Annotated in this window: 16 protein-coding genes; 8 read left to right on the forward strand and 8 right to left on the reverse strand. The window is 53.0% G+C overall.

The features are described from left to right. From RAL90_RS03990 to RAL90_RS04005, 4 genes are all read left to right on the forward strand, one after another. Nucleotides 1-411, forward strand: a complete 411-nt coding sequence (locus RAL90_RS03990) for an SUF system Fe-S cluster assembly protein (protein WP_306253232.1) — start codon at nt 1-3, stop codon at nt 409-411. After that, the gene (locus RAL90_RS03995; protein ID WP_306253233.1) at nt 411-788 is read left to right on the forward strand and encodes an iron-sulfur cluster assembly accessory protein; all 378 of its coding nucleotides are present in this window, start codon (nt 411-413) and stop codon (nt 786-788) included. The genes RAL90_RS03990 and RAL90_RS03995 overlap by 1 nt, the downstream gene beginning before the upstream one ends. A gap of 95 nt (nt 789-883) precedes the next feature. Further along, nucleotides 884-3,691, forward strand: coding sequence for a TonB-dependent receptor (locus RAL90_RS04000; protein ID WP_306253234.1), 2,808 nt, complete (start codon nt 884-886; stop codon nt 3,689-3,691). A 60-nt stretch (nt 3,692-3,751) separates the two neighbouring features. Beyond that, nucleotides 3,752-4,837: a phytase gene (locus RAL90_RS04005; RefSeq protein WP_306253235.1), complete on the forward strand. Its 1,086-nt coding sequence runs from the start codon at nt 3,752-3,754 to the stop codon at nt 4,835-4,837. Here the strand turns inward: RAL90_RS04005 and RAL90_RS04010 are convergent. From RAL90_RS04010 to RAL90_RS04025, 4 genes are all read right to left on the reverse strand, one after another. Next, nucleotides 4,834-5,703 carry an MBL fold metallo-hydrolase gene (locus RAL90_RS04010; RefSeq protein WP_306253236.1) on the reverse strand — a complete coding sequence of 290 codons (870 nt, stop codon included), beginning with the start codon at nt 5,701-5,703 and terminating at the stop codon, nt 4,834-4,836. The two genes, RAL90_RS04005 and RAL90_RS04010, sit on opposite strands and share 4 nt — an antisense overlap. A gap of 1 nt (nt 5,704) precedes the next feature. Continuing rightward, nucleotides 5,705-7,357, reverse strand: coding sequence for an amidase (locus RAL90_RS04015; RefSeq protein ID WP_306253237.1), 1,653 nt, complete (start codon nt 7,355-7,357; stop codon nt 5,705-5,707). A gap of 55 nt (nt 7,358-7,412) precedes the next feature. After that, a complete protein-coding gene (gene murC / locus RAL90_RS04020) occupies nt 7,413-8,840 on the reverse strand; it encodes a UDP-N-acetylmuramate--L-alanine ligase (protein WP_306253238.1) in 1,428 nt (475 codons plus the stop codon). A 99-nt stretch (nt 8,841-8,939) separates the two neighbouring features. Further along, on the reverse strand, nt 8,940-9,776 hold the full coding sequence (locus RAL90_RS04025; RefSeq protein WP_306253239.1) for an SDR family oxidoreductase: 837 nt from the start codon (nt 9,774-9,776) through the stop codon (nt 8,940-8,942). A gap of 253 nt (nt 9,777-10,029) precedes the next feature. Between RAL90_RS04025 and RAL90_RS04030 the strand changes: the two genes are divergently transcribed. From RAL90_RS04030 to RAL90_RS04040, 3 genes are all read left to right on the forward strand, one after another. After that, complete coding sequence (locus tag RAL90_RS04030) at nt 10,030-10,602, forward strand: hypothetical protein (protein WP_306253240.1); 573 nt, start codon at nt 10,030-10,032, stop codon at nt 10,600-10,602. Nucleotides 10,603-10,728: 126 nt separating this feature from the next. Next, complete coding sequence (locus tag RAL90_RS04035; protein ID WP_306253241.1) at nt 10,729-11,973, forward strand: threonine synthase; 1,245 nt, start codon at nt 10,729-10,731, stop codon at nt 11,971-11,973. Between the two features lies 1 nt (nt 11,974). Beyond that, the gene (locus RAL90_RS04040) at nt 11,975-12,658 is read left to right on the forward strand and encodes an O-methyltransferase (protein ID WP_306253242.1); all 684 of its coding nucleotides are present in this window, start codon (nt 11,975-11,977) and stop codon (nt 12,656-12,658) included. Nucleotides 12,659-13,116: 458 nt separating this feature from the next. On the opposite strand, the gene RAL90_RS04045 is transcribed toward RAL90_RS04040, so the two are convergent. From RAL90_RS04045 to uvrB, 3 genes are read right to left on the reverse strand one after another with little or no spacing between them, the layout of a single operon-like run. After that, on the reverse strand, nt 13,117-13,539 hold the full coding sequence (locus RAL90_RS04045) for a DUF6334 family protein (protein ID WP_306253243.1): 423 nt from the start codon (nt 13,537-13,539) through the stop codon (nt 13,117-13,119). A 52-nt stretch (nt 13,540-13,591) separates the two neighbouring features. After that, nucleotides 13,592-14,044 carry a hypothetical protein gene (locus RAL90_RS04050; RefSeq protein ID WP_306253244.1) on the reverse strand — a complete coding sequence of 151 codons (453 nt, stop codon included), beginning with the start codon at nt 14,042-14,044 and terminating at the stop codon, nt 13,592-13,594. A 2-nt stretch (nt 14,045-14,046) separates the two neighbouring features. Next, nucleotides 14,047-16,398 carry an excinuclease ABC subunit UvrB gene (gene uvrB, locus RAL90_RS04055; protein ID WP_306253245.1) on the reverse strand — a complete coding sequence of 784 codons (2,352 nt, stop codon included), beginning with the start codon at nt 16,396-16,398 and terminating at the stop codon, nt 14,047-14,049. A gap of 389 nt (nt 16,399-16,787) precedes the next feature. Between uvrB and RAL90_RS04060 the strand changes: the two genes are divergently transcribed. Further along, nucleotides 16,788-19,160 carry a TonB-dependent receptor gene (locus RAL90_RS04060; RefSeq protein WP_306253246.1) on the forward strand — a complete coding sequence of 791 codons (2,373 nt, stop codon included), beginning with the start codon at nt 16,788-16,790 and terminating at the stop codon, nt 19,158-19,160. Between the two features lie 347 nt (nt 19,161-19,507). Here RAL90_RS04060 and RAL90_RS04065 read toward each other — a convergent pair whose 3' ends face one another. Next, entirely contained in the window at nt 19,508-21,052 is a 1,545-nt protein-coding gene (locus tag RAL90_RS04065; RefSeq protein WP_306253247.1) for a toll/interleukin-1 receptor domain-containing protein, read from the reverse strand. Between the last annotated feature and the right edge of the window lie 152 nt (nt 21,053-21,204).

Consider the following 21,204-nt stretch of genomic DNA (forward strand, 5'->3'; position numbering starts at 1 on the left):
ATGTCTGAAGTGCATGATATTATTGACCTTTCCGGTGGTAACCAATCCACAGCCTCAGCTGGCGATGCCGCTGCTGTTGCCGCTCAGCCAGAGCTCGACCGGATTACGGCCGACATCGTGAAAGCGTTGAAAAGTGTTTATGATCCTGAAATTCCGGTAGATATTTATGAACTGGGGCTGATCTATCGTGTCGATTATGAGCCCGAAGGCGAAAATCAGGGTCTGGTGGTTATCGACATGACCCTGACGGCCCCGGGGTGTCCTGTTGCCGGCGAAATGCCGATCTGGGTTCAGAATGCGGTTACGGAAGTCGAGGGCGTCAAAAAAGTTGTTGTCGAAATGGTGTTTGAACCTCCCTGGACACCAGAGCGGATGTCGGAAGAAGCCAAACTCGAACTCGGATGGATGTGATGGCAAGAAGACCAAGACCCAAGGCTGTAACCCTGACGGATGAAGCCGCGACGCGGATGCAGGAAATCATGGCAGCTGCAGAAGATAACTTCATTGGTGTGCGCATCGGTGTCAAAAATGGCGGCTGCGCCGGTATGGAATACACGATGGACTATGCAGAAGCAGCACAGCCACTGGAAGAAGTGGTTGAAGACAACGGCGTCACCATTTTCATCGACCCGAAAGCGATCCTGTTCCTGCTCGGCACGGAAATCGATTACGTGGTCGAGAAACTGTCCTCCCGGTTTGTCTTCAACAATCCAAACCAGACAGACGCCTGCGGCTGCGGCGAAAGCGTGACCATTGTGCCCGCCCGGCAACAGTCAGTCGAGGCATAATGCGCTGTCACTGAATGGTCATGTAACTGAAAAATCTCTGTAACAAATCTGGCGCAGATAGCGTCCATTGGGTCTATTTTTACAGGGGTTCTCCGATGAAAAAAACTATCGCGCTACTTGGCGCCGCTTCCATTCTTGCCATGTCTGCTGCACAAGCCGCAGAAATCACTGGCCGCGTCACAGATGGTTCGAAATCTGTTCCATTGAGCGGCGCGGAAATTCGCGTTCAACAAACTGGCCAGCGCGTCACTACTGAGCGTGACGGGACATTCCGCATCACTGGCCTGGAAGCTGGCAGCTACGATCTGCGCATCACTTACATCGGTGCGCCTGAGGCGAGTGTCTCCGTCAACCTTGAAGATGCTGATGATATTTCCAGCGTGGAAGTTTCATTGGGAGAAGAGGTTGAACTGGAAGACAGCATCGTTGTTATTGGTCAGCGCGGTGCCTTGCTGCGGGCTCTGAACGAACAGCGCGCTGCTGATAACATCGTTACGGTTCTTTCTTCAGATGCGATTGGTCAGCTGCCAGATGAAAACGTGGCTGAAGCAACACGACGTGCATTGGGGGTCAATGTTCTGAATGACCAGGGCGAAGGCCGTTTCGTCTCAATCCGTGGTATTGACCCGAATCTGAACTCTGTTTCGGTTAACGGTGTGCGCTTGCCGTCACCAGAAGCTGAAGACCGTCAGGTCCCGCTGGATGTTATCGACTCAGACGTTCTGGACAGCATTGTTATTACCAAGTCCCTGACACCTGATCTGGATGGGGACTCAATCGGTGGTAACATCGAAATTCGTACCCTTTCCGGCCTTGGCCGCAAAGACCCGCTAGCCAAACTCAAAATCGGTGGCATTTACAGCGAGTTGACAGAAGAATGGGGCGAAAAAATCTCCGGCACATACGCTAATAATTACTATGATGGCCGCTTCGGGGTCGCAATCTCAGGTAATTATCAGAGCCGTGAGTTTGGTTCCGAAAACAAGGAAGTTGATGGCGGTTGGGACTTCGACAACGCCGTTTCATTCGCTGAAGAGTATGAGCTGCGCGATTACCTCATCACACGTGAGCGTACAAACCTGGCATTGAACCTCGATTATATGCTCAGCGATAATTACCGCGTGTATCTGAATTCGCAGTATTCTGATTTTGAAGATCAGGAGTTCCGCTCTCGCGTTGAGAACAAGTTTGAAGATCCGGATTTTGCCCGTGCCGATGGCAATGTAGCTGTGTTCGACGCTTCAACAGGTGACCCGTTTGAAGTTGATCGCGATATCAAAGATCGTCTTGAAACTCAGGAAATCTACTCAATCGCTGCGGGTGGTGAGTGGACAAAAGACATCTGGCAGATCGATTATCAAGTCTCCTTTGCCTACGCTGAAGAAGCTGAGCCAAACAGATTGGATACAGATTTCCGGGGCGAATTCGATTCTGGTGAATTCGGTCTGAATGTATCAGACCCTCTTAATCCGGTTCTGGCTTTTCCTGACTCGGCGGCTGAAGCAGCCTACTTTGATACAGACAATTATGAGCTCAACGCGATTGAACTCACAAATGGTATCTCCGAGGATGAAGAGACAGCATTCACGTTTAATGTACGCAAAGACGTCATGTTTGGTGAAAACCCTGGTTTCATCAAAACAGGCTTGAAGTATCGGACACGCGAAAAGTCATATGATCAGGACCTGGATATTTATGAACCAGTCAATGATGTTCTGCTGACAGATTTTGCGAATATCGTTGATTATCCGCTGGATCGGATCGGGACGACACCAAGCGCCGGGGCTGTCCGTGACTTCTTTTTCGCGAACATAAACAATACGGCCGTATTGGAGCTTGAAGCCGACGATTCATTGGTTGAGTCCAGAGTTGCAGACTATGATGCTGAGGAGGACATTTGGGCTGGTTACCTGATGGCCCAAGCCGACATCAATAATCTACGCTTAACAGGTGGTCTGCGGATCGAAGACACTGACTATTCAGCGAGTGGCTTCCTTGTTGATGAAGATGCCGCAACGATTACGCAAATCACAACCGGAGACAGCTATACAGATGTTTTGCCGAGCGTGAATGCTCGTTACGAGTTTAGCGAAAACCTGATCGGTCGTGCTGCGTATTTTGCATCAATCATACGTCCGAACTTCAACGAGGTTGCGCCACGTGCACTGACCAATGAAGATAATGAAGTTGAAGCAGGCAATCCGGATCTGGATCGTGCTGAAGCTGATAGCTTCGACCTGTCTCTTGAATACTACCCGGATAACAGCTCTGTTATTCAAGGTGGCATTTTCTATAAAAACATCGAGAATTTTATTTCGACTGTTTTCTCTGAAACCGCCGGTACGTTCAATGGCATCACTTATGAAGAACTTGCAACATCAGCGAACATTGGTGATGCCGAGGTTTGGGGGATTGAGTTTGGTTACCAGCGCACATTCGATGCTCTGCCAGCTCCTTGGGACGGCCTTCTCGCAGGTGTGAACTTCACATATGTGGATGCAGATGTAGAACTGGATGCTGGTGGTACAGTAGCACTGCCAAACCAGTCTGAATATGTTGCAAACCTGATCGTCGGGTATGACAAAGGTCCTTGGGATCTGCGTGCAGCAGTTTCATATCGCGATGAGTATGTGGATGAACTCGGCGCTGAAATTGAACTTGATGCTCAGGGTGGCGTCGTCAGCTTCAGCCAGGGTGATTTCAACCGCGTCGTCCTGGATCACACACAGATTGATCTGTCTGCAAAATATAAAATCAATGATAATTTCAAACTCTTTATTGATTACAAAAACACAACCGACGAGCCATTCCAGGCTGCTCAACGTTACTCACAAGGTGACTTCCTTGGGCAATTTGAGGAGTATGGCTACACCATTAACGCTGGACTTGTGTACAAATATTAATCAGTACAAACCTTTCAGGTTTGTATAGCTGATTTATATGGGCGCGCGTTGTCGAATTAGATGGCGCGCGCTCCTTTTTGGAGATTGACGATGAGAAGATTAGCTCTTTGTGCTGCTTTTTTGACGATGGCTGGATGTAGTACAACATCTCCCGAATCTGACGATGTTATCGAAGTGGTGGCGGCGGTTGAAACGACGCCAGTAGAGTCGCAAGGGGATGCTGCCGATGATCCGGCAATCTGGATCAATGCTGAACTGCCGGAAGAGAGTTTAATTCTTGGTACGGATAAAAAATCTGGTTTGGCTGTCTACGACCTTGATGGTGATTTGATACAGTTTCTTCCCGTTGGCCGCTTGAACAATGTTGATTTGCGCCAGAATGTAAGTGTTGGCGACTGGAAAGGTGACCTGGCAGTCGCAACCAACCGAACAGATGACACGGTGGTTTTATTCGAAATCGCATCAGGTACTGTTTCTGAGCTTGGCCGTTTCGATGCCACACTGACAGAGCCTTATGGCGTTTGTATGGGTACAATCAGTAATCGTATGATTGTCACCGTTACTCATAAGACCGGCCAAGCCCGCTTGTTTGCGGTTAAGCAAGTAAATGACGGGAAGGTGTCGGCTGATCTCGTCGCAGAGATTGTTTTTGATAGTCAACTAGAGGGCTGTGTGCATGATGACAGCCTGAACCAGTTATTCGTTGGCGAGGAAGAGCGTGGCATTTGGCGCGTATCTCTTGCGTTGAGTGATGACAAATTGGATCATGCCAAGCCTCTATTGGTTGATGAGGTAGAGGGGCCTACAGGGCTCGCGATTGATGTGGAGGGGCTCACATTGTATCCGATTGGCGAAAAAGGTGGTTATCTGATTGCATCTTCTCAGGGCAATAACAGCTTTGCCATTTATGAACGCAGTGGTCAGAATAATTTCTTGGGAAGGTTTCGGATTACAGATACACCGAATGGGGGCATTGATGGGGCACAGGAAACTGATGGTATAGATGCGACGTCTGTTCCGCTTGGCCCGAATTTCCCGATGGGTGTACTGGTCGTTCAGGATGGGTATAACGATCCGTCTGGTGACAAGCAGAATTTCAAGATAGTTGATTGGCGTGCAATCAATGCGGCGTTGGAACTTGATTAGCGCTCAGTTGAACGATGTGTTGATATATCACGAGTCTCGCCCGGCTCTGTAAACAGATCATACCCCTGATATTCAGCGGGGCGGCTTGCAGGATCATCCGGCATGGCCTCTGGCACATGTGTGCCTACTGAGTGATAAGGCTTCAAGCGATCTTCGAGCACTTCGCGGCCGCCTTCTGCGAGGAAGTACCAGTAAGGCGGGAAGGCCATATTGATTTCTCGTGCCGCCCAGTAGTCTGCGTCCTGCGCAAAGTGCAGATCACGCGGGTCCGCGTCTCCCATATGCAAGACTGTAATGTCATCTGCGAGCGTGACCCGCCAGGCAATGTTTTCAACATCAAGCCGCCCTGTGGGCCACCCTGCATGAGGTATGCGCACCGCATCAATCTTGATGCCTGATATTTCATGGGAAACCGGCTTTTCCCCATACTGAAGATTGACAGAGGTGATGCGGTCAAAAACAGGTTCATCTTGAGTTGTTGCCACATCACGCATGGCGCTCACCGCCTGCAAGGGGGCCGCAAGTTTCAGGTTGGTATGTGCTTTCATCAACGCAAGGATGTCAGCGGGAGAAAAGTGATCCCCATGAAAATGGCTGACAAAAATCATATCAACACCGTCATAAGGCGGTGTCCCTGCAAACAGGGCCTCGCGCATGTCAGCAGGTGGCAAGTGATATTGACCGTATGAGTTTTCAAACAGAGGGTCGAAAACCACCTTGGTTTCACCGCGAACGACCATTACCCCTTCATTCGCGAGATAGTGTGCGGTGGCAGTTTCCGCCCTGGTGACTTGTGCTTCACCACTACAGGCACCTGTCATGCCAACAAGGAAGCATACTGAGAGGCAAAGGGATGAGCGATGCATCCTATTTCTCCGAGGCAAGGGGAGACATGGCCTCTCCAATCCGCTCAACATCTTCCACGGTCTGTCTGTAGGCCGGTTTGGTGATCTTGTTTGACGCCTGTTCATAGATATATCCGGCTTTCAGGACTTCTGCATCGTCCCAGGCGGTACCCATTATGGACAAACCAACCGGCAGTCCACGGATGGTGCCCATTGGCACCGTGATATGTGGATAACCCGCAATAGCAGCGATATAGCCCGCCCCAACGCCGCCGGGGTAGTTATCGCCATGTACCGGATCAATCAGGAAGCTCGGCCGTGCGGTTGGCACAATCAGCAAATCCACATCGTGATCTGCTAGCATCTTGTCGATACCATCCTCACGCGTACCTTTGAGTATGCTGGCCAGAGCAGCCTGGTAGGTTTCATCGTCCAGACCGGGCAGCGCATCTGAGTCCACCAGAATGTCCTGATGGAACAGCGCCAGCTCAATATCAGCATTTTCCTTATTAAAAGCGATGACATCACTCAGGGTGCGTTGGGTGATATTATCAGGTGTCGTGGCGAGGTACTCATTCAGTGAAGCCTTGAACTCTGCCTTCAGCACGAGGAACTCATTCCCCCCCAATCCGTCCGGTGCGTCATATTCATCGATATCAATGAATACCGCACCTTGCGCTTCCAGTGTTTCAAGGGCGTCGTCAAACAGGGCATTAATCTCGGGAACATTACCCTGCGCAAAGCGCAATACACCGATGCGTTTACCAGCAAGCGATGCGTTATCCAGCGCTGCTGTAAAGTCTGTCTTCATACTGTCTGATTTTGCAGTGGCGGCATCTGCCGGGTCAGTGCCTGCCATCGCGGTCAGCATCATGGCGGCGTCGCGGACGGAGCGGGTCATTGGCCCTGCCGTATCCTGTGTAGGGGAGATCGGCACAATATGCGTGCGCGATACCAGTCCGACCGTTGGCTTGAAGCCGACAATACCGTTCATGACAGACGGGCAGATAATCGACCCATTTGTTTCTGTACCCACAGACCCAGCGGCAAGTGCTGCCGCCGTCGCTGCGCCACTGCCTGAACTGGAGCCACACGGTGACCTGTCCAGCACATGCGGATTGCGGACCTGGCCCCCAATCGCACTCCAGCCGCTGATCGAGTTGGTTGAGCGGAAATTGGCCCATTGTGACAGGTTCGTTTTGCCAAGGATGATGGCACCTGCTTCGCGCAGACCCGCAATCCCGGGGGCATCACGCCCGGTGTAATTCTCTTTCAGAACCAGCGCCCCGGCCGTGGTTGGCATATTGTCTTTTGTCTCAATATTGTCCTTCAACAGGACGGGCACGCCATGCAGCGGGCCGCGGATATTGCCTGCGGCACGTTCGGCATCCATTTGACGCGTGAGTGTCAGTGCATCCGGGTTGAGGGCGATAATGCTGTTCAGGGTCGGGCCATTACGGTCAATATTCTCGATACGGTAGAGATAAGCCGCGACGATTTCCTCTGATGTCACATCACCATTGCGGATGGCAGCTGCAATATCCGAGAGGGAACCGATCGCCAGCATCTCTGCTTTGGTTGGTGTGGTATTTTCCGCTTGGGTGTCCATCGTTGTGCAGGCGGCAGTTAAAAGGGTGGCAGACAAAAATGCGGCACGCAGGGCTTTACTGAACATTGAGATCTCTCCAAATTTTTCCAAACGCTAGCAGATGCGAACAAGACTGAACAGGTCACAGAAGTGCCGCAGGAATGTCGTGCTCTGCCTGTAAAACGATTTTCTGCAGTAACCCGTCGAAGGCACCTGAAGAAAGAATGAGAAAAACCTGCCGTGCCGGATCGGCATTTGCGATCATTTCCCGCCAGTTGCTGCTGTCAAACGTACGCACATCCGGGTGATGCGCCGCCGTTTCGACGAGAATTTCTGAAAGGGTCAGCTGGTCATGGGTATCTGCCCCTTGTGTTGGGGGCTGGTAGAGATAAACGCGCTGCGCGCCGTTGAATACATCGCGATACTGGTCAAGTCTGGCCCTGTTGCGCCAGCTGAACGTATGCGGCTCAAACAGTACGACAAGGTCGCGGCCAGCGTAATGTTCAGCAACGGCAGTTATTGCAGCGCGGGCTTTTTCATAGGAGGAGCCAAAGCCTTCATAGATTGGCAGACGGGTTTTTTCTGACTTGAGGTCAAGCCGTCGATCCAGCCCCGTAAAGGCAGAGATGGCTGAGCTGAACTCGGAAAAGGTGAGAATTTTTTTGCCAATCAGCCAGGCGGCCGCGCCGACGATGTTTTGTACATTATGACGCCCCAGCAGCGTGGTCTGCACCGTGCCTAAGGATTTGTCGCCCTGCATCAGCTCGAATGTGGTGATACTGCCCGGCTGGATTTTTTTTGCTGACCAGTCAGCACCGTCTTCAAGGCCATACGAGACCTTGTTGCCTGAGAAGCCGGCAAAGAGATCAGCAGAATTTTTTTCGTCGATGCAGGCGATCAACTGGCCGGATTTTTTTTGCAGGCCATCCAGTAATGCCAGGAAGGGGGCGTGATAGCTTTCAAGGGTTGGGTAGATGTTCACATGATCATGGCAGGCGGAGGTGAGGATCACGGTTTCCGGATCATAGTGGAGGAATTTGGCACGGTCATCCCAGTTGGCAGCGGGGTATTCGTCGCCTTCAAAGATGAAATGCTTGCCCGCCCCGAGATGCGAGGAGTTTTCGAGATTTTTCGGGATTGCGCCAATGAAATAGCCGGGATCCTGCCCGACATGGACCAGGCACCAGGTGATGATGCTGGTGAGGGTAGACTTGCCATAGCTGCCGGCGACAACCACGCGGGATTTTTTTTCTGAGAGAGACGCGAGCACCTCAGGGAAGGATTTGACCCGGTCAGATTTTTTTTCGAGGGCAAAGCGCACCTCGTCATTTGTTTCTGGCACCAGCTTGGCATTCTTGCCGATGACAATGAGATCAACATTTTCGGGAATATTTGTCGTGCGATAGCCTTCCTGGCAGGGAATGCCGAGGCGGGCGATATAGTCGCTGACGGGGGGATAGAACCCCGCATCTGAGCCGGAAACGTCATATCCGTCCTGCTGAAGCAGCCAGGCGACCGCAGACATGCCGGCGCCGCAAATGCCGATAAGATGTGCTTTGGGCTGTGTCATGGGACCCAGTATAAGGTGGTTCGTATGAGGGGCACTTAGATTTGCGGGTTTTCAGGTAAAAGGGAACATCTGATCCCAATAGCTTTTTATGTGGCGTTTCTAATTCTGCCACTTGTCCATGATCCACCCGAGCACAGGGGCGTAGCGGCGGGGCAAGAGGCGCTGGGTGGCGGAGATGACATGGGCGTCGGGACCGATCAGGATGCGCGGGTTGTTGCGCTCCAGACCTTTGAGGATGACGGCGGCGGCTTCATCGGCGCTGGTGCGCACATTGCTTTCAAAGCGTTTTTCCAGATCTGCGCGGCTTTCCATGCCATCGGGCAGGGCATCAATCTCGGCATTACGAACGATATTGGTGTCAATGCCGCCGGGGTGTACGGAATGGACTTGCACGCCCTTCTCTTTCAGTTCCATGCCGATGGTTTCGGAAAAGCCGCGTACAGCGAATTTTGAGGCGCAGTAATGGGCGTTGCCCGGATAACCGATAAAGCCGAACACACTGGAGATATTGGTGAGGTGCCCTTTGCTCTCTATGAGCTGCGGCAGGAACGCTTTGGACATGCGCACCACGCCCCAGAAATTGACATCAACGACCTTCTCCATCGCTTCAATATCAGTCTCTTCAAAACTGCCGACCCGGGCAAGGCCGGCCACATTCATGACATGCTGCGCCGACCCGAAGGCTTCTTTCACTTTCGGCGCATAGGCTTTGATCGCCGCTGCGTCGGCCATGTCCAGCCTGTCAGTGAGGATTTTATTGGACGCCTTGCCGCCAGCAAGCGCCGCCGTTTCGGCGAGGCCTTCTTCATTGACATCGGACAGGGCCAGCATCGCACCAGCCTTGCCAAGGCGGACCGCAAGGGCGCGGCCTATGCCCGAGGCTGCACCGGTGATTACGCAGGTCTGGCCCGCAAAGGTGGCATCTGAATAAGACATTATTCCTCACTTTTCGCGTGAAGATAAATCATGTGGCATATCATGTGCCAGTGAAAATGACAGCTACGCTGGTCCGGGAAGCCCTCGGATATTATCCCTGAGGGCGTTCTCCATAACACTCTGTTTACTGTGTTTGTTCGCAATTCATATACTGATTAACCCTGCTTGCAGGGGTTTTTGTCAATTTCTCTCTGGTACACCACCGGCAAGCTGAAGACAGCTGTTGCAGGATGCAACTGAAAGGATACTGACTATGTCGCCCGGATCAATTCCACCTGTTGCCACGCCCCTTGTCTCGTCACTTGCGGCCTCTAGGCCGCCCGATCGCGGCGATGACGGTGGCAGGTCAGGTGACAATACCGTCGGGAATGGCAACGCTGCAGATATTTCCGGCGGTGGAACCGGTAACACCGGCAGCGCAGAAGTTAGCATACGTTCGAGCAGTGGCACGCAAGCACCACCGGTTGCTGAAAAGGCGTCTGATATGCCGATCAATGACGCGGCAATCAGACAGCGGACGTCAAGCCCGGCAGCCAGTGTCAAGTCACAGCCCAGCTTTGCCGAGTCTCTTTTCACGGGCACTGTGGTGGAGGCAGGGGGCACCCTGTTCAGCGAATCGCAACAGCAGCAAGCGGGCAGGTTGCCAAATGAGACATCGCTGGAAGCAGCGAAAGTCTACGAGCTGGTCCGTCAAATACAGGCAGAGCCAGCCCCATCCAGCCAGCAACAAACAAACACGACTTTCCGCGCTGAAGCGCAGGGGTATTCCAGCACGGGTGCCCAACAGCAGGCATCACCCAGCGTTGCGGCACGCATTCAAGTCTGACGCTGTGTTCAGCGCCCTGTACGGATGGCAGCGCGCAAGCTGATCCTGCCTGCCGTTCCGGCGTTGCCGCTTCTCGCGTGACAGAGCAGCAGAAAGTCTTACACTGCTCTCCAACAGGAGAGACAGATGCTGCAGAATAATCTCACCACCTATCGCCCGACCTTTGTCACCAATCTGGAATGCTCGATTTCCGGGGCTGATGATTATGCGGCTGACGAAGTGCATGGGCTGTCGCGGGAAGGGCGGCCCTTGCTGGTGCGCTATGATCTGGCAGGGGTGAAAGCGGCTGTGTCGCGGGATGATCTTGCGGGCCGCACCCATGACTTTTGGCGGTATCGCGAATTGCTGCCGGTGCGGCATACGGAGAATATCGTCTCGCTGGGGGAGGCAATAACACCGCTGGTGCGGCTCAGCAATCTTGAGCGCGAGATGGGCGCGGGGGAAATCATCGTCAAGGATGAAGGACGATTACCAACTGGCTCGTTTAAGGCGCGTGGGCTGGCCATGGCCGTATCCATGGCAAAGGAGCTTGGAATCACGAAGGCGGCGATGCCCACCAATGGCAATGCTGGCGCAGCGCTGGCGGCTTATTGTTCGCGGGCCGGGATTGAGTCCTATGTGTTCTGCCCGGAGGATACACCGGAAGTGAATGTGCGCGAAATCGCGTTGCAGGGCGCGAAGGTCTGGCGGGTGAACGGGCTGATCAATGATTGTGGCAAGATTGTCGGGGAGGGCAAGGAGCAGATGGGCTGGTATGATGTCAGTACCCTGAAAGAGCCGTATCGGATTGAAGGCAAAAAGACGATGGGTCTGGAACTGGCCGAGCAGCTTGGCTGGGATGTGCCGGACGTTATTTTCTACCCCACAGGTGGCGGCACCGGGTTGATCGGCATGTGGAAAGCCTTTGCCGAACTGGAAGCGCTGGGCTGGATCGGGGCAAAGCGCCCGCGCATGGTGGCGGTACAGGCAACGGGCTGTGCGCCGATTGTCAAAGCCTTCGAGGAAGGCGTGGAGCATGCGCCGCTGTGGGAAGAGGCGCACACCATCGCCAGCGGCATTCGTGTGCCTGTGGCTGTGGGGGATTTTCTGATCCTGCGGGCGGTGCGCGAAAGTGGTGGCTTTGCCATTGCGGTGAGCGATGACGCGATTGATCAGGCGCACAGGGATGTTGCGCGCAAGGATGGGTTTCTTCTGTGCCCGGAAGGGGCGGCAACATTTGCGGCCTATCAGCAGTCTCTGGCAGAGGGGCGCGTATCGAAGTCTGACCGGGTGGTCCTGTTCAACTGCGGCTCGGGCCTGAAATATCCGATGCCGCCTGCGGAGCAGTTTCTGGATCGAACAAAGCCGATTGATTATGGAGCGTTGAATTAAGATGTTGAAGCGATCTGAAGGTGATCTGGACCTGGCTGCCAGAGTGGACACTTTCTTGGAAGAAAAGTTGTTGTCTGTTGATCCTGTACTTGAGGGGGCTCTGCTGAAGAGTGATGCAGCAGGGTTGGAGCCGATTGCTGTTTCGCCCTTACTGGGGGCTTTTCTGCAAATTCTTGTGAAATCTACACAGGCCAAACGGATATTGGAAATTGGGACTCTCGGGGGATATTCAACAATCTGGATGGCGCGGGCGTTGTCAGTCGATGGTGAGTTGGTCACGATTGAAGTTGATCCGTCAACTGTAGGTATAGCTGTCCAAAACATCACGTCGGCAGGATTGTCAGATCGCGTGCGCGTTATTGAGGGCCTGGCGGCTGATGTACTAACCAGTTTGATTGATGATGACACTCCGCCGTTCGATTTTATTTTTGTTGATGCGGATAAGATGTCGAGCCTGCAATATCTGGAACTTTGCCTGAAGCTGTCGCGGCCCGGTACACTGATGGTTTTTGACAATGTGGTACGCGGCGGGCGTGTTCTTGAGGTTGGGTGCGATGACCCTGGCGTCATGGGTGTACAGAAATTTCTTGATCATTTTGCTGAATTGGGTGGTGTATCAGTCTCAGCTTTGCAGACCGTCGGCGCTAAAGGGTATGATGGATTTGCAATGGTAGTGGTAGATTAATGGTTTTGTCGATATAGATCAGCACACAAGATTTCTACGAGCGCCTCTGAGAGTAGGCACTGTTTTGGTGAGTCCTGTTGGAGTATAGTTATTTTTTTCAGTTTCTGTATCGAACAAAGCCGATTGATTATGGAGGGTTGGGGTGATTTCTTATCTTGAGCCTGTAGATTGCTGGTATGCAAATGCTTTGTGTTTTGTGAGGCCCCCTCCGCCTCACTTCGTTCGGCACCTCCCCCGTAAACGGGGGAGGAGTATTTGCGAGGCGCGGCGCCATTCTTCCCCCCGCTTGCGGGGGAAGTGGGCCGAACCGTAGGTTCGGGTCGAAGGGGGTTAAGGCACCTTTCTGGCCCGCTTCTTTTTCGGCTTGCTTGCACCCTTTGGTTTTGAGGTCAGGGTGCTGACGGTCCCTTCGGACTTGGTAATGCGACCATCGGATTTGGCCGTGGTGGATTATGACTTCATTTCGGGGCTGGCTCAGTCATATGTAATGGTGACATACTTAGAACTGAAATAGATGATGCTGCTCCAATAAAAGCAAGTTGGGGTTGCAGCGCTTTAGGAACAACTTCACCGAAGGCTAGTAAAAACATGTCCGAGTAACCGAGGTAGTTTTTTGCTTCCCAAGACCAAGCTAGCCTTTTGCCAACAACATTGAAGTGAGAGTTAATGTCAGTCAGAAAGCGCTTATTGCCAAGGGTCTTCAACAATCGGATGATAAGCTCATCTGTATCCCAATTTACAACTATCTCAATTATGCCTATTAAGTTTACAAAGTACAATGCTTCTGCGGAGAATGTTCCATCTGATAATTTGCACGGGTGATCTGCCAGAATCTCGGTTATAGTCAATCCGTTCACTTCTTCCCAATCGAATTGTAACACTGATAACTCCTTACTTATCTCAAGCCGTGGCAATGCGGGAGATAGAAACCTCTTATTCGCTAAAGACATCAGACAGTAACGGTCTACCTACCCAAGTACCCTCCTTTATCAAACCTCGACCGCCAACTTCATATAAGAGATAGTCAAATTCGGCACCATTCTCGGTGAAAACATCGTACCCGTAAGAAATCAGGAGGAGGTCATATGTTTTCTGAAATCTATACTCCATATACACTTTTCCGCCCAAACGGACCTCGTCCTCGTAGGTGTTGCTTTCGCCTTTAACATCCACAGTGATGATTTTTTTGTCACCCCCGCTTGGGATGTAATTGCAATGTTGTATCTTTAGTTCCTCATGAACTGTTGCACCTGGCTCGGCTGACACGATTAACTCTGCGTTCATAACGCAATAATTCAAGTCTGAGTCCCGATATTTTTCGGCAGACGTAGTGCAAGCGGAAAGCAGAAGGGCTAATCCAATTAAGGCGGTGAAATTCTTGCACATATTCAAGGCCCCTTCCTAGAGCGCTTTCTTCGTGGCCCGCTCGCCCCCTTCGGTTTTGAGGTCAGGGTGCTGACAGTACCTTCTGATCTCGTGATGCGGCCATCGGATTTGTCTGTGATGGATTGTTCGACGGCGGACTGGCGGGCGAGGGGGTCTGCGGCGATGGTGAGTTCCACTTCCTGCAGGCGCTTGATCTCATCGCGCAGGCGCGCGGCTTCTTCAAATTCCAGGTTGGAGGCAGCTTCGCGCATCTGGGTTTCCATTGCATCCAGATGTTTCCTGAGATTGTCGCCGGGCTCAAACTCAGCCCCGTCCTCGCCAAACCCTTGCGCGCCTTTGGTCATGTGCTGACCAACAAAGCTGGCACCGGCGGCGGCTTTCACGCTTTCATCATCGGCGTTCATGGCTTCGGCAATTTTCGCCTTGACGGTGGTGGGCGTGATGCCATGGGCTTCATTATGGGCGATCTGCTTTTCACGGCGGCGTTTGGTCTCGGCCATGGCGCGTTCCATGGAACCGGTCATGCCATCCGCATAGAGAATGACACGGCCATCGACGTTTCGCGCGGCGCGGCCGATCGTCTGGACCAGCGACGTCTCTGAGCGCAGGAAGCCTTCCTTGTCGGCATCGAGAATGGCGACCAGCTGACATTCGGGAATGTCGAGACCTTCGCGCAGCAGATTGATGCCGACCAGCACGTCGAATGCCCCAAGGCGCAAATCGCGGATGATCTCAATGCGCTCCAATGTGTCGATATCCGAATGCATATAGCGCACGCGCACGCCCTGATCGTGCATATATTCGGTCAGATCCTCGGCCATGCGTTTCGTCAGGGTCGTGACGAGAATGCGCCCGCCTGCCGCCGCCACTTTTTTGCACTCGTCAATCACGTCATCGACCTGGCTGGCCCCGTCTTTTGAGACCGGGCGAATTTCCACGGGCGGGTCAATGAGACCCGTCGGGCGAATGACCTGTTCGGTGAAGACACCGGCGGTCTGCTCCATCTCCCAGCCGCCGGGCGTGGCCGAGACGTGGACCGTCTGGGGGCGCATCGCTTCCCATTCCTCAAATTTGAGCGGGCGGTTATCCATGCAGGAGGGCAGGCGGAAGCCATATTCCGCCAACGTCCTTTTGCGGGCAAAGTCACCCCGGAACATGGCGCCAATCTGCGGCACGGTGACGTGGCTTTCATCGACGAAGATCAGGGCATTGTCGGGCAGATATTCAAACAGGGTTGGTGGCGGCTCGCCGGGTTTGCGCCCGGTGAGATAGCGCGAGTAATTCTCGATGCCGTTGCAGGAACCCGTGGCGGCAAGCATTTCCAGATCAAACTGCACGCGCTGCTCGATGCGCTGGGCTTCAATCAGCTTGCCCTCGGCATGGAGGATCGGCAGGGTGCGGGCGAGTTCCTCCTTGATGCTGTTAATGGCCTGGGTAAGGGTCGGGCGCGGCGTGACATAGTGCGAGTTCGCGAACATGCGCACCTGTTCCAGGTCCTGCGTTTTCTGGCCTGTAAGGGGATCAAACTCCGTGATCGTCTCAATTTCATCGCCAAACAGGGAGACGCGCCAGGCGCGGTCTTCATAGTGGGCCGGGAAAATTTCGATAAGATCGCCGCGCGCCCGAAACGCGCCGCGCACAAAGGCCATGTCATTGCGCTTGTATTGCAGGGCGACAAGGTCCGCGAGCAGCTTTTTGCGTTCGATTACCTGGCCGACCGCGAGGTCGAATGTCATGGCGGTGTACGTTTCGACCGAGCCAATACCGTAGATACAGGAGACTGAGGCCACGATGATCACATCATCCCGCTCCAGCAGGGAGCGGGTGGCGGAGTGGCGCATCCGGTCGATCTGCTCGTTGATGGAGCTTTCTTTCTCAATATAGGTGTCGGTGCGCGGCACATAGGCTTCCGGCTGGTAGTAGTCGTAATACGAGACAAAATACTCGACCGCGTTGTTGGGGAAGAAGCTCTTGAATTCCGAGTAGAGCTGGGCCGCGAGAGTCTTGTTATGGGCGAGAATCAGGGCCGGGCGCTGGCATGACTCGATCACCTTGGCCATGGTGTAGGTTTTGCCGGAGCCGGTGACGCCGAGCAGCACCTGGTCCATCTCGTGATCCTTGATGCCCTGGGAGAGCTCTGCGATGGCCGCCGGCTGGTCCCCCGCAGGTTCATATTCCGAGACGACCTCCAATTTGATCCCGCCGCGCGTTTTCTCCGGCCGAGCCGGGCGATGGGGCGACCAGCTCTGCGCCTCTGCCATGCGCTCGTGATAGGTCTCGATGGCCTCGGAAAAGCCGGTGCCATCGGGCAGGGTTTCGGGCGTTTCGGGATAGGTGAGATCGGTGTCAGACATGGAACTTACGTAGAACATTCGAAAGGCTGGTCAAGAGCCGGCGCGCCGGTGCCGGATGCTGGGCCGGGTGCTGTGCCCGATGCTGTGGCAGGGCGCTGCGGTCACGCCGATTTGGGTGGTGGCTGGCGTTTTCTGCCATGATGATGAGTCTCCTCTGATGTCTGGTGCCTACCATAAGGCCACTCAGAGGGGGGCACATAAGTTTTCCGGTTTTCATATTTTTCAATAAAAACAATGGCTTGTAATCATGTGTGCAAGGCGCATGGATTATTTTGTCAAAAAAGTGTTAATTTGAAACCGACTCGGTTTTACGGGGCAGGGACGGCACATGGTTGCGCTGTTCCATTCTGCGCGGTTGGCGCGCCAAGTCATAGAGAGGAAACAATAACATGAAAAAATCAATTCATCTGCTTTCTGCCAGTGCAGCGTCGCTGCTGCTGATGGGAGTCGGCACAGCGCAGGCGCAGCTCGACGAGATCATCGTCACGGCACAGAAGACCGAGCAGAACCTGCAGGACGTGCCGATTGCCGTCAGTGTGCTGCCGTCCGAGGTTATCGAAAACAAATATGCAAATAACATCGAGAATTTGCAGACGCTGGTGCCATCCATCAGCTTCCGCAAGGGCTCGACCAACGCCAACTCTGCGATCTCCATTCGCGGCATCGGGACGGTTTCTTTCTCGCTCGCCGCTGAGCCAGCAGTCTCCACCGTTGTGGACGGCGTGGTGCTCGGGCGCTCCGGGCAGGCGTTTACGGACCTTTTTGACATCGAGCGTATTGAAGTGCTGCGGGGCCCACAGGGCACACTTTACGGCAAGAACGCACAGGCTGGTGTGATCAATATTGTCACCAAGCGCCCGTCCGACACGCTGGAAGGATTCGTTGAAGCGTCTTTCTTCGAGGATAACGAGTACAAGGTACGGGGCAAGATTTCCGGGCCGATTTCTGATACGGTGAATGGCAGCCTGGTCATGACAAAGTCAGAATTTGACGGGCATATCTTCAACACTTTCAATAATCAGCAGGTCAATGGCTATGAGCGCTCTGGTCTGCGCGGCATGCTGGAATTCCTGCCGAGTGATGATCTCGACATTCTCCTGATCTATGAGCACACAGAGTCAGACGATGATTGCTGTGCGGATCTTGAAGTATTGCCTAGTGGTCGTAATCCCAATTCACCGGCGGCGCCTGACAGCGCAGGCATCGTCAATGGCGTGGCTGACCTCGATCTGGACCAGCGTCTCGTTGACCATGATCTGATTACACAGACTATTGATGAGACTGATGCGATCTCGGCTGAGGTCAACAAGGAATTCGATAATGGCCATGTGCTGACCTCGATCACGGCTTACAGGACCTGGGAAAACACTGAAATCCGTGAAGGGGATTTCACCTCTATTGGGGGCAGTTCTGACCAGCCAGTGTTCGGTGTGCCGTTCCTGCTGCATGATGATGGTACGCGCGACTGGAAACAGTTCTCGCAGGAATTGCGCATTGCTTCACCACAGGATGCGCGTTTCCGCTATCAGGTCGGCTTCTATTATCTGGACCTTGATGTGGAGGCGGACTTTACGCGCCTTGCAAGTTGTCAAAACAATGGCGGGCAGAACCAGCCAATTCTCGATGCCAATCCGGGCTTGACCTGTAATGCCAACGATCTGGTTTCTGCGACCGGCTTCTTTAACAATAACTTCGAAAACTATGCCTTCTTTGGGCAGGCAGATTTCGATTTTACAGAAGCGGTTAGTGGTTTCTTCGGTTTCCGTCAGACCCATGATGAAGTGAGTTTTGTCTATACACGGCGAAACAATGATGAGTTTGGCCGTCAGGGTGTCGGTGTACGTCCGGCTGCGCCTAACAGTCAGTTCTCTGCAGCCAGCGGCGGCTTTGACAACACATTCTCCAACAGCACGGAAGAGGATAACTTCTCTGTCAAGGCGGGGTTGCGGGCTGATCTTTCGGAACTGTTCCAGTCTGACCGTAACATAGGCGACGTATACTTCACTTTTGCCCAAGGCTATAAAGGGCCAGGCTTCAACACGTTCTATAATATGGGAACGAACGATGCCTTGCCGATTGCTGCAGAAGAAAGTCAGTCTTTTGAGATCGGTTATAAATTCAATGCGGGGCCGTTGCTGCTGAACATCGCGGCATACTCTGCCGAGATTGATGACTTCCAGGCCAACAACTTTGACAACTCTACCGGTGTCACTATTACCCGCCTGACCAACGCGGGTACGGTTGAAACGCAGGGTGTCGAGGTTGATGCGATCTGGCAGGCTACAGAGAACCTGACCTTGACAGCAGCTCTGGCCGTCAATGATGCAACGATCAAGGAGTTCAACTGTCCGATCGACCAGACCACAGGCCAACCGCCTGCGAACTGTACGTCCCGTTCAGGTCTTGACCTGTTCTTCTCACCGGACGTGAATTACTCACTTGGTTTCGATTATGAAACACCGGTGTCAGACACGACAGACCTGTTCTTGAACGGTAATTTCTCGCATGTGGATGACCAGCAGTCTCTGCTGCCGGGGAATGATGGCTCCATCAGTCCAAACAGCCCGCTGCCGAGCTATGACCAGCTCGACGTGAATGTCGGCCTGTCCATGTATGATGACAAATATCGTGTGACACTGATCGGCAAGAACCTGACAGATGACAGCTTCGTGACCACCTTCTCCGGTGACGGCTTCCGCTATCAGATCCCGCGTGAAGCAGACCGCTATTTCGGCGTCAGCTTCCGCGCCTCGCTGAACTAGTCAGCAAGCAACAGCAACTTAAATCATAACCGGCCACTCCCCTCGAGTGGCCGGTTTTTTTGTCTGAAATTACTGGCGACCCGGTTCCGGGCAAACTTGAAGACGTCAATCACATCTCCTTTAGCAAGAGTGGGGACAAGTTTGTGACCGCCATCCAGGGTGGCTACGCCTGTCTTAGCCCCTTATGACTGTGCCACTTAATTCGTATAACTCTAGGAGAAGGTGGCGGTGCTGGAATACCCTGCGTAGCGACATAAGGCCGCTACGTCATCTGTCGAATCTACGAGAGAGTGCGATCCGTTGGGGCCAATATCTGGACAACCTGGTGCTCGTGGTTAGGAGGGTTATTAGTACCGCCGACTGATTAACTTGGCCTCGTTGATGCGGCGCTTGTCGCGATACACAATTCCGCTTATTTCCTCATAGGTATTAACCTGGATCGATTCTGTGTCGCTCAAAATATCCGAGTAACGTGCGAGACCGTGGACTTCTATCGCCTTGATGGCGTTCCAAGCCATGAATATCATCAGTACTGCCCCGGTACAATATGTTAGCACGCCGCGTATTGTGTCCATGGCCTCAGCTGTCACAAACCACATCCCCCCCATGGCGAGGAGTGTGATCATTGCCAGCAGAAACAATAGCTTCAGAGTGTTTACCATGCTGCCAAATGAAAAGGTTGTGACGCTGAAATAATCGGTTAGAGCATCCGTTCTATAGCCATACCAAAGGGCGATGCGTGTCCACCAGGCGGCATTGTCTGCACTGTCCTCACTGGCTTCGTCTGGTTTGATTTGCGTGCCCATATCAGCTTCTGACGCATCATCCGTCTTGTAAATAGCGTATTTTAAATTTGTTGTGAATTCGGAGATGATGCGAAACCAGGTCGCATTCAATATGCTGGAGTTATAATCACTCGATGTGTTATAAAATCGTGTCAAAATTGAATAATATAGCCATGTGGGGATCAAATACGCCCCCAGAGTGATAACCGGCATATAGATGTTCTGATCGATCCGCAAACGGATGTAATCCGACAGTAAGTAATCGATATACCCATAATTCAGAAAAAGTAGAAGGTAGCCAAGCACCGGGATCGATATCAGGACCGCCGCGGCCCAGAGATTGGTGTTGCGAATGTCTTCTGCACGGTCTAGAAATTTGTAAATCCCTTCATTGAGGGGAAATTTTTCACGATGTTCCTTTTTGGCAGCGGATCTGTAGGAATCAAAAAACGGCAGCTTGTGGTTTTCCGATGTAAGATTCCGCGTGTAATAGACGTGATCATTCACATACTCTCGGTTCCCGAAGAAATAATCCGCGCCCGGTTCGCCCAGATCGATCTGTTCAGTTTCCAGACGTTTGAACAAAAAGCCGGGCCGGCGATAGCTTGACTGGGTCTGGGTCTTGATTTCCTCAAGCTTTTTTGCCTCACGGGCCATGACCGGGGCCTGGACCGGCTGACTTTCCTGGGATGGCAGCCGCGGTGCTTGGCCGGTTTGCTCCGAGACGATCTCATCGACCCGGCGGATCACTTGCTGCCATCTTTCATCATCGGGATCGCCTTTCCAGTTGGTGAGATCCGACGTGTGGATCTGGCCAAATCCCAGGGGCGGCGTAATCTCGTCAATCATCACCGGGACTAACACTTCCCGTTCTAGGCCTCTGCCAGCCTCATCTTTAACAAAGTTTCGAGTAATAGAAACGGAAGACCATACCACCAGCACGCAATGTGCGCTGTCCAGTTGGCGCTCAAGCTTGCGTGACCAGTTTTCGCCCGGCGCGATGTCCATATCGATGAAGACAGTGAAGCCAGCATCGCGCAATTCCGATTCAACTCTTTGCACCCGACTGCGGTCAGCGCGCGCATATGCGACGAATATATCGGCCATGATCTGAACCCCCTCAACAAAACTTATGCTGACGATAGCAGATCAACAAAGGCTGTAAACTGGCAAAACTGTCTCCAGCACAGCCGTCACATGTTTGTCACTTTGTTTACGGGTTACAGAAACCCGGTTACGGCGCTGCGAATATCTTGCGA

It is taken from the genome of Parvularcula sp. IMCC14364 (genome assembly GCF_030758415.1).
Classification (GTDB): Bacteria; Pseudomonadota; Alphaproteobacteria; order Caulobacterales; family Parvularculaceae; genus Aquisalinus.

Bases quoted from the DNA above. Each gene is read 5' to 3' on its own strand.
- RAL90_RS04030 (WP_306253240.1), top strand. From the start codon at position 10,030: ATGTCGCCCGGATCAATTCCACCTGTTGCCACGCCCCTTGTCTCGTCA.
- RAL90_RS03995 (WP_306253233.1), top strand. From the start codon at position 411: ATGGCAAGAAGACCAAGACCCAAGGCTGTAACCCTGACGGATGAAGCC.
- RAL90_RS04000 (WP_306253234.1), top strand. From the start codon at position 884: ATGAAAAAAACTATCGCGCTACTTGGCGCCGCTTCCATTCTTGCCATG.
- uvrB (WP_306253245.1), bottom strand. From the start codon at position 16,398: ATGTCTGACACCGATCTCACCTATCCCGAAACGCCCGAAACCCTGCCC.
- RAL90_RS04015 (WP_306253237.1), bottom strand. From the start codon at position 7,357: ATGTTCAGTAAAGCCCTGCGTGCCGCATTTTTGTCTGCCACCCTTTTA.
- RAL90_RS04025 (WP_306253239.1), bottom strand. From the start codon at position 9,776: ATGTCTTATTCAGATGCCACCTTTGCGGGCCAGACCTGCGTAATCACC.
- RAL90_RS04060 (WP_306253246.1), top strand. From the start codon at position 16,788: ATGAAAAAATCAATTCATCTGCTTTCTGCCAGTGCAGCGTCGCTGCTG.
- RAL90_RS04005 (WP_306253235.1), top strand. From the start codon at position 3,752: ATGGCGCGCGCTCCTTTTTGGAGATTGACGATGAGAAGATTAGCTCTT.
- RAL90_RS04040 (WP_306253242.1), top strand. From the start codon at position 11,975: ATGTTGAAGCGATCTGAAGGTGATCTGGACCTGGCTGCCAGAGTGGAC.
- murC (WP_306253238.1), bottom strand. From the start codon at position 8,840: ATGACACAGCCCAAAGCACATCTTATCGGCATTTGCGGCGCCGGCATG.
- RAL90_RS04065 (WP_306253247.1), bottom strand. From the start codon at position 21,052: ATGGCCGATATATTCGTCGCATATGCGCGCGCTGACCGCAGTCGGGTG.
- RAL90_RS04050 (WP_306253244.1), bottom strand. From the start codon at position 14,044: ATGTGCAAGAATTTCACCGCCTTAATTGGATTAGCCCTTCTGCTTTCC.
- RAL90_RS04010 (WP_306253236.1), bottom strand. From the start codon at position 5,703: ATGCATCGCTCATCCCTTTGCCTCTCAGTATGCTTCCTTGTTGGCATG.
- RAL90_RS04035 (WP_306253241.1), top strand. From the start codon at position 10,729: ATGCTGCAGAATAATCTCACCACCTATCGCCCGACCTTTGTCACCAAT.
- RAL90_RS03990 (WP_306253232.1), top strand. From the start codon at position 1: ATGTCTGAAGTGCATGATATTATTGACCTTTCCGGTGGTAACCAATCC.